The sequence below is a fragment of the Metabacillus sp. YM-086 genome (assembly GCF_048059995.1).
GTDB classification, from domain to species: Bacteria; Bacillota; Bacilli; order Bacillales; family Bacillaceae; genus Metabacillus; species Metabacillus litoralis_B.
Genome location: NZ_JBLUOI010000123.1, coordinates 309 through 9,079 on the forward strand (window position 1 = coordinate 309; position 8,771 = coordinate 9,079).

The following is an 8,771-nucleotide window of genomic DNA, read 5'->3' on the forward strand; positions in this document are numbered from 1 at the left end:
ATGCTGTGCATCAGTTCCAGCAAACCCAGGTTGGAACATAGCTTGAGGTCCGCTCATCATATACTGTGGTGATTGTCCAAGAGTATTGTATCCGCCTTGAACCTGAGAACCGCTATGAGCAGTTTGTGCATTTTGACGAACTACATGCTGTGCATCAGTTCCAGCAAACCCAGGTTGGAACATAGCTTGAGGTCCGCTCATCATATACTGTGGTGATTGTCCAAAAGTATTGTATCCACCATGAACCTGAGATCCGCTGTGAGCAGATTGAGCATTTTGACGAACTACATGCTGCGCGTCAGTTCCAGCGAAACCAGGTTGGAACATAGCTTGAGGTCCGCTCATCATATACTGTGGTAATTGTCCAAAAGAATTGAACCCACCTTGAACCTGAGATCCACTGTGAGCAGATTGAGCATTTTGACGAACTACATGTTGAGCATCAGTTCCAGCAAAGCCGGGTTGGAACATAGCTTGTGGACCACTCATCATATATTGTGGTGATTGTCCAAAAGAATTGAACCCACCCTGAACCTGAGATCCGCTATGAGCAGATTGGGCATTTTGACGAGCAACATGTTGAGCATCAGTTCCAGCAAACCCAGGTTGAAACATTGATTGTGAACTGCCTAAAGCACCAAATTGTTGGAAACCAAAACCTTGTCCATTCATAATGAAGTCCTCCTTATAATGTGTTATTTAAATCCAAACAGTTTATTACCTAGTATGAAAAGTTACCAGTATTATTTATGCGATTTTGCATATCAATGTTAGTCATTGGTTGAAACATTGATGCCATTTGTGTCATTTGAGATTGAGGGAATCTTGGTGGTTGATAGTAACCATTTTGATTCATCCAGCTCCAAATGTCGTAGGCCATTTCCTGACATAAAAGTGCTCCCTGTACATGGTAATGTCTGATAGCTGGATCAACACATTCATTTGCCCAAACCATACTCATAACAGAGCCTGTTTTATGTGCATTTAAAACAAGTGTTGCGATCGTTTGATCCGATAATGTTTTTGTATTTGGCATTGGAACACCAAGTGGAACTTGGTTTTGCATACCGGTAGTGGAGTAATGTCCTTGGAAATCAGGATTATGATATGCCATATTATTACCTCTACCCTGTAGAAGGTTAAGGCCCTGCTGATATGCTTGAATCATTCTTTGTTGATGATTTCTTAAAATGCCAGCTAGTGTTTGATCATGACATTGATTTGCAAAAGCACCATGCTGTTCAATTTCAGCAATCTTTACTCGTAGTGCTTCTTGTGTCTCTAACAGTTCATGTGCAGCAAAGTTCATCATATAATGTCTCCCTCTAAAAAAATTGGACATGTGCCCAAAAAATAGTGTGAGCTTAGAATGGGGAAAAATTCTTCCAAATTAAGGAGGGAACTTTGGCCATTGAATAATTCATATCCGTGTTAATTTGGGTAAGTGTAAACGCGGGAGAAAATTCCTGATATTAAGAAAGAGTAGACCGAGGGAAAAGCTATCGTCGGTAACAGGAAAGATGATAGAAAACCCCTTATCAAGGGGGTTACAGCAATATACATATTTCTTAGAATCTTTAAACTCAGTTTCAGTTTCATGATCAGTTTTTTTAGAGTTTTGGATTCCTTTTTGGTCACAGTTTCAACACTTTCCTTGAAATTAACTGTTTTCTTTATTTTTTCACATTTTTATAAGTTTTATTTTCCATTATTAGTAATTGTTTGTACTCCGTAAACTTGAAAGTGGAGTATTTATATTTTTTAAGTGTCCTCAATGTTTCTTTGTCTAATGGACAGTATCATTTCTATTGTCAATATATAATGTTCCATCTTTATTTACTTCAGCATAAAAAACTTCTGATACAGAATTGATTCCTTTGCTAGTTAACTGCTGGTTTAACCATTCCTCGTTTAAATTTAACTTAGAAAGATTTTGATAATTCACTTTACCATCTGATATTACATTTGTTGGGAGTGGATAAATTTGTTTCGTGCTACTCTCGATATTCAAATCACCTTTAGTAATTGTTTGTTTATTTTGTTTTTTAACAACAGAAAGTTTACCGTCGGTTTCAAAGATCGCGTATTCAACATCAGCTAACGAGTAAACATTTTTCTGCCTAAGCATTGCATTTAAAGCATCAACATCTAGACGAACCTTTCTAAGTGTTTTTTCCATAATCTGTCCATCCTTGACAACGATAATCGGTTCTCCTTCAATAACATAACGTGCTTTTTTAGACTTGATATCAATTAAGTCCATCAAAATCGTTATAATACCCCATCCAACCAATGCAAGTACTCCATTTCGTATACTTAAATTATTACTCACAGCTAGGTTGGCTCCAATCGAGCCAATTGCGATCCCTGAGACAAAGTTAAAAAATGTCATTTGACTAACTTCTTTTCTACCCATAATTCGTGTCATTAATAACATTGTTGCAAATGACAGTAAAACTCTAAGTCCTAATTCCAGTACTGACATGAAAAAACCTCCTTTCCTATATTTTGTCTATAAGTGAAGGGAAATATTTAATGTGATGAAGAGAGTTTATATAAACTTTTTTAGATTGAAGAGCTCATGAAGATTGATCAACAATGACAGGTTTTTACCCATTTAATAGATAGACACATACCTAAAAGCAGGAAAAAAATACAATACTTTGGTGAAATGGGCTGAGTGAAGTCCAAAACAAGATAACACCAATTAGCAGTTCAATATAGGTAAATTAATTACTTAGCAAGTAATGAGGGATTACCATCACAGAGTTACAGAAGTATTATCATTTTTACTCAGTACTAGGGACCTTCATTATAGGCACAGGATATTTTGAAGACATAGTTAATGAATCTAAAACCATTAATGGAGTAGGAAATGCATTCGGAGATCATTCACATATAGAAATGACTCCCAAAAATTCGACTATCGGATCACGATGTTTTGGGACAAGTTTTCTTCATAAATTCTCATTTTGCATAAAAAGAAATGAAATGAATATAACTACGCACAATGAACCTGATTTTATAAGGGAATGGTGCTTCCATATGTTTGAAGTACAGAAGGAACAGGTTCTACATCTGGAGAAAAAACAACAGGCAGAGAATGCTTTTTTAAAAATGGGAATACTATTTTAGGTCTACATATGAAAGGAGCTATATACATGACAAATACAAGTATCTTATTTGAGAACATAAACATTGGTACAACAACGTTAAGCAATCGAGTGGGTCTTGCCCCAATGACACGTACAAGCGCTACCCCTGAGGGACTTGCAACAGACCAAATGGCATCTTACTATACATCGTTTGCCCGAGGAGGCTTTGGTTTCATCATTACAGAAGGGATCTATCCTGATGATAAATACAGTCAAGGTTATTTGAATCAACCTGGTATTATAAATGATGAACAAGAGCAAGCGTGGAAGAAGGTAGTGGATTCTGTTCATCAAGAAGGAGCAAAAATAATTGGTCAGCTTATGCATGCTGGTGCTTTATCACAAGGAAATCGTTTTGTAACAGATACGATCGCCCCATCATCTGTTCAACCAAAAGGGGAACAGATGGAATTCTATGGAGGCAAAGGACCCTTCAAGATGCCGAACGAAGCAACGAAAGAAGATATCACCAATGTGATTGATGGTTTCGTACAAGCAGCAAAACATGCAAAATCAGCCGGGTTTGACGGTGTTGAAATACATGGTGCCAATGGGTACATACTTGATCAATTTTTAACTGATTACACAAATAAACGTACCGATGAATACGGAGGATCAACAGAAAATCGTGTTCGTATATTAGTAGAAGTATCTAAGTCCGTCCGAGAAGCGGTAGGAACTGACTTTATTGTTGGTATTCGTATTTCACAAGGTAAAGTAAATGATTACACACATAAGTGGGATGATAAAGAAAAAGGGGCAGAAATCATCTTTGGTCAGCTTGGTAATGCAGGACTAGACTATATTCATGTCACAGAATATGAAGCTTGGCAACCAGCGTTTCCTGAAGGAGAAGGAACGTCTGCAACAGACTCTGCATTTGGAGATGGCGGGCCTTCACTTGCTGCTCTAGCGAAAAAATATGCATCTCTTCCCGTCATCGCAAATGGTCATTTAGAAGAACCAGCCAAAGCTAGTTCAATCATCGAAAAAGGTCACGCCGATCTTATTACTCTTGGAAAAGCAGCGCTTGCAAACCATGACTGGGTAAACAAAGTAAAGAATGGAGAAGCAATAGAAGATTTCCAACCTGAAAAAATGTTAAGCCCAGACGCGAAAATAAAGGAATTTGAAGCTTAACAAAAAGTCTCACCTCATTTATATATAAAGGTGAGACTTTTTTATTATATAAATAACATCAAAGGTTTGGTAAAAGGCTGGCACGGTTGGATAGATAGGCTAATATAAATTGATGTAGTTAATCGAAAAAGTTCAAGAAACAGAAAAAAATAGTTACTCTAAATACGAGTGAATGTTGTTCGTACATTGTAAATTATGGATTCACCATTACTCACTATTAAGGATATAATTACCACACTAAGAACATCACTAATATGTTTTTATCTTGATTTAAAAACCCTTTGGTTTTGCCAAAGGGTTTTTAAGGGAGCTTCTTTATTTTGTTTGTTAGAGTTGTTAAATCTTGTTTGATCTTTTTGAATTGCCATTATGTTTTTTGGGGTCATCTACTTTAAAAGCTGTTTCTGTCTCGTGATCATTCTTCAATTGTTCAATACTAGAGTTCTGAATTCCCTTTTTAGTCATTTTTTCACCACTTTTCCTAGAAAATAACTGTTCTTCATTAGTTATTTTCTCAAATATATAAAATTTAATTCTTCAATCTTATAATTAGGGGAGTAAATGATTTTTTCCTTTATTCCTATTCTCAGCCAAAGTGTACTAAAATTAATTGATTTGATCATTTTTAGTATCGATACAATATTATATTTTTGTTTACTTCAGCATAAAGAACGTGATACTGAATTGATCTCATTATGTTATTTTGACTGATGTCAAAAAAACCTAGTCCGGTAGTTCACTTGGTTAGAATGTCTGAATGTTACGCAGGAGGCACAGGTTCGAGTCCTGTTCGGATCGCCATTAGGGTTAGTTCTTTTTTTGTATAATTTTCACGGAAGTTGATTTTTAGGAACTTTCATTATATACTAAATATAGTTTATTACTTTTCTAATTTAAATTAAGGGGCGGTGATGGTATGACAAACAAAGAGAAACAAACAATTATAACGGAGTTTTCTAAATGGCAAAAAGAACAAGGTAAAGCTGACTCTACAATAAAGACTTACGTATGTGTTCTTGAGAAATTTCAAACATGGTTAGATGAACATAATAAAGAACTTGAACAGATCTCTAAGAATGACGTTCAATTATATATGGATCATTTAGAAGAACTACAAAGAAATGCAGGAACAATTGAAAAATATCTTGCAGCTATAAGCGTGTTTTCTCGTTTTTTAGGAAGACCTGAAATTATTGTTGATATTCAATGTGTAGAAAAGGTAAAGGATAATGAGGTACCTGAGTCCCTTAATGAACATGAAGAAAAGCTATTGTTATCGGCCGTGAAATCTGATCGAAATCTTAGGAACATAGCTATTGTTTATACTCTTTTATACACGGGAATTCGTATTTCAGAACTATGTGCATTAAATGTATCAGATATAAAGATTAATGAAGAAGAAAGACTTCTCCTTATAAGAGATATTAATGGTGAAGTTGAACGAACTGTTCCACTTTCACAAGAAGTTAGTATACACCTAAGTAATTATATAGAATCTCTTAAAACAGCGAATGAAGCATTAATTGTCTCGAGTGTTAACAAAAGAATAACTACTAGAGCTGTACAATATATGTTACAGAAATATGATGTTCATCCTCACAAATTACGCCATACATTTTGTCAGAAGTTAGTTGATAAAGGTATTGATATTCATACAGTAGCGAAATTGGCTGGTCATAAAGATGTTAATGTAACAAAACGTTATACAAATAACGTAGTAACAAACCTAGAAGAGGCAATTGATCAAGCTTTTTCTTAAATGATACACACGGAGGCTTTGTCTTTGCTCTTGAATTAAAATCCTATCAAAAATCCTGTGGAAATTTCTGCAGGATTTTTTTGTTTAGTATCTACTTAAGATGTATATCTTCCCACAATTGTTGTAATAGATAGGAATCTAATGTTTAAACTGAAATAACTGATACATATATAGCTAATTGGATAAAATACCTCTAACACATTTTTTGGGAGGTTATCATGGTTAACAAGGAAATCAAAATTACACTTACTGCTGGTGAGTTGGGTCAACTATGGGCGCAATATTTAAATGATAGTGCTAGTATTTGCGTTCTCACCTATTTTTTGGAAAAAGTTGATGATCATGAAATTCGACCAATAATTGAATATGCTTTAGAATCTTCTAAATCTCATATTCAAAAAGTTACAGCTATATTAACAAATGAAAAAAGTAGAGTTCCTAATGGCTGTTGTATTTAAAATGATACAGATTTAAATGCTCCTAAACTTTATTCTGACAGTTTTGTATTAAATTTTATCAACCAAATGTCTAAGGTCGGACTTACTTTATATGGTGCTGCTGTATCATCAGCTGCTAGAAATGACATTAAAGATTATTTCATTAACTGTCTTGAAGAAACAATCGAATTAAATAAAAGTTCAACTGACCTATTATTGTCAAAAGGATTATTTGTAAGAGCCCCTAGTATACCTTATCTAGAAGAGGTTGAATTCGTGAAAAAGCAAGGGTTTATGTTAGATGTGTTTGGGGAGAAAAGACCGTTAGTGGCATCTGAGATCGATAACCTATTTAATAATCTCCAAAGAAATTCGTTGGGAGTTGCAACGCTTCAAGGCTTTAGTCAGGTTTCGCAAAATAAAGAAGTAAAACAATTTTTTTTAAAAGGATTAGAAATTGGGAATAAACATCTTAAACTATTTAGGGGGAAATTAGAAGAAAGCAAACTTCCTGCTCCAATGTCCTGGGATGCAGAAGTAACAACTAGTACATCACATACATTTTCTGATCGCCTTATGATGTACTTTACATCTGGTTTAATTGCGATGAGTGTTGGATATTATGGAACCGGTGCTAGTCAAAGTCCTAGAGGAGACATTCCTTCCATGTATAACAGGCTATCCTTAGAAATTCAATTGTATGCTGAAGATGGAGCAAATATTATGATAATAAATGGTTGGCTTGAACAGCCTCCAATGGCAGCAGACAGAGATGAGTTAATAAGGGGGGAAAGTAAATAAGGAGGAATTTACTGTAATTTGTAATTTATCACGTGCCGGTATTGAATGTTTCTTTAATTGTTACAGTGAAAGAGTCTTCAACAATAACAGTGTGTTCGAATTAATTAGGGGTAATTACATGAAAGCAATACACTTATCATCGTCTGAAAAGGTTTTTATGGACTAATTATATACGGTAGGAAAGGGTCGGTCATACCTAGGATTATATTTCCTAAATTTAATAGTCCGTAAATATGTAAATAAGATAAAGATTTATTATAATGTTAATGGTTTTCACTAATACTACACGAAAAAGAGAGTAGGAGTGGATCTATCTTGATGACCAAGGAGCAAGGAAAGAGATTAGATGAGATACTAAATTTACAAGAGAAGGTTGTTTCCATGTGGTTGGACTATTGGAAAGACTTCTCACATCTAGGTACAGGACCATTTTGGGTTATTGTTTCAATGCTTGTTGTTCCTCTTGTAATTCTTTATTTTAAAATCGATAGAACAAAGGTTTTTCAGATTGGGTTTTATGGATTTAATATACATACATGGTTTACATATTCTGATGCTATAGCAATGAGAACAGGTCACGTATATTACCCATTTCAGGCCATACCTGTAATGCCTGTTAACTTTGCTTTAGATGCTTCACTAGTTCCTGTCACCTTTATGTTAGTGTACCAATGGTGTATTAATAACAATAAGAATGTATTCTTTTACGGTGTAATAACAAGTGTCTTTTTCTCTTTTTTATTTAAACCAGTCATGGCTGCGTGGGATTTAATCAAACTAGATAATGGAATGAACTATTTTTTTCTCTTTCTTAATTATTTAGCCATTTTAATTATTGCAATTGTATTAACCAAAGTTTTTCTTTACTTAACACACCATCAAAAATAAATAGTTAATGTAGCATTTTATCTAATAGCTTTATCCTGTTGTTGAAGAAGCTGTTAGCCATATCTTAATTTTTAGGTCTGTTATAGTCTGATTGCCCTCTTTTTTGTATATAAATACCATCTTTATTTTATTGATTTCTGCTAAGTGTTATGGTAAGATCTAATTTCTTCAATTACATTATTTATCTAACTTAAGTTAATTTCATGGAAGTTGATAAGAACGGGATAATTTATGTTATTATAAGTTTTGTGTTTAGATTAATTCTTTAGAATAAAAGATTCACAAAAGATATTGACTTCTGCGAAGTTGAGTGATAAGATATATCTTGTCGCTAGGAAATGCTAGTGACATTTATTATCTCTAAAAAATATTCAGAGAAGTTGACAACGGAGAAGTTATTTGATACAATAATTTCTGTTGCTGGTTTCTTTGAAACATAGCTTGATAGTTCTTTGAAAACTAAACAAAACAGAAACGTCAACGTTAACTATTTGTCTTTTATAGACGAAACTAAGAGCTATATCAACTCTTTATTGGAGAGTTTGATCCTGGCTCAGGACGAACGCTGGCGGCGTGCCTAATACATGCAAG

Annotated in this window: 7 protein-coding genes, 1 rRNA gene and 2 pseudogenes; 6 read left to right on the plus strand and 4 right to left on the minus strand. The window is 34.4% G+C overall.

Translation table 11 applies throughout. The features are described from left to right. The 3 genes and pseudogenes from ACEWK1_RS26280 to ACEWK1_RS26290 form a co-directional block, all read right to left on the minus strand. Positions 1–672: pseudogene (locus ACEWK1_RS26280) on the minus strand (hypothetical protein); the annotation flags it as partial. 49 nt (positions 673–721) lie between these two features. Then, positions 722–1,312, minus strand: coding sequence for a spore coat protein (locus ACEWK1_RS26285; RefSeq protein WP_162987253.1), 591 nt, complete (start codon positions 1,310–1,312; stop codon positions 722–724). Between the two features lie 474 nt (positions 1,313–1,786). Then, positions 1,787–2,485 (minus strand): YetF domain-containing protein, encoded by a 699-nt coding sequence (locus tag ACEWK1_RS26290; RefSeq protein WP_121660784.1) that lies wholly within the window; start codon positions 2,483–2,485, stop codon positions 1,787–1,789. A 676-nt stretch (positions 2,486–3,161) separates the two neighbouring features. On the opposite strand from ACEWK1_RS26290, the gene ACEWK1_RS26295 reads away from it, so the two are divergent. Then, complete coding sequence (locus ACEWK1_RS26295; protein ID WP_212138815.1) at positions 3,162–4,295, plus strand: NADH:flavin oxidoreductase; 1,134 nt, start codon at positions 3,162–3,164, stop codon at positions 4,293–4,295. 336 nt (positions 4,296–4,631) lie between these two features. Here the strand turns inward: ACEWK1_RS26295 and ACEWK1_RS26300 are convergent, their stop codons facing one another. Continuing rightward, the gene (locus tag ACEWK1_RS26300; protein WP_121660786.1) at positions 4,632–4,760 is read right to left on the minus strand and encodes a biofilm-forming protein; all 129 of its coding nucleotides are present in this window, start codon (positions 4,758–4,760) and stop codon (positions 4,632–4,634) included. Positions 4,761–5,211: 451 nt separating this feature from the next. Here ACEWK1_RS26300 and ACEWK1_RS26305 point away from each other — a divergent pair, with 451 nt between their 5' ends. The 5 genes and pseudogenes from ACEWK1_RS26305 to ACEWK1_RS26325 all read left to right on the plus strand — a co-directional run. Next, complete coding sequence (locus tag ACEWK1_RS26305) at positions 5,212–6,054, plus strand: tyrosine-type recombinase/integrase (RefSeq protein ID WP_121660787.1); 843 nt, start codon at positions 5,212–5,214, stop codon at positions 6,052–6,054. 218 nt (positions 6,055–6,272) lie between these two features. After that, positions 6,273–6,740: pseudogene (locus ACEWK1_RS26310) on the plus strand (DUF3231 family protein); the annotation flags it as partial. Between the two features lie 45 nt (positions 6,741–6,785). Then, positions 6,786–7,292, plus strand: a complete 507-nt coding sequence (locus tag ACEWK1_RS26315) for a DUF3231 family protein (protein WP_332328039.1) — start codon at positions 6,786–6,788, stop codon at positions 7,290–7,292. Between the two features lie 318 nt (positions 7,293–7,610). Further along, on the plus strand, positions 7,611–8,180 hold the full coding sequence (locus tag ACEWK1_RS26320; protein ID WP_121660788.1) for a hypothetical protein: 570 nt from the start codon (positions 7,611–7,613) through the stop codon (positions 8,178–8,180). Between the two features lie 530 nt (positions 8,181–8,710). Further along, a 16S ribosomal RNA gene (locus ACEWK1_RS26325) occupies positions 8,711–8,771 on the plus strand; the annotation flags it as partial.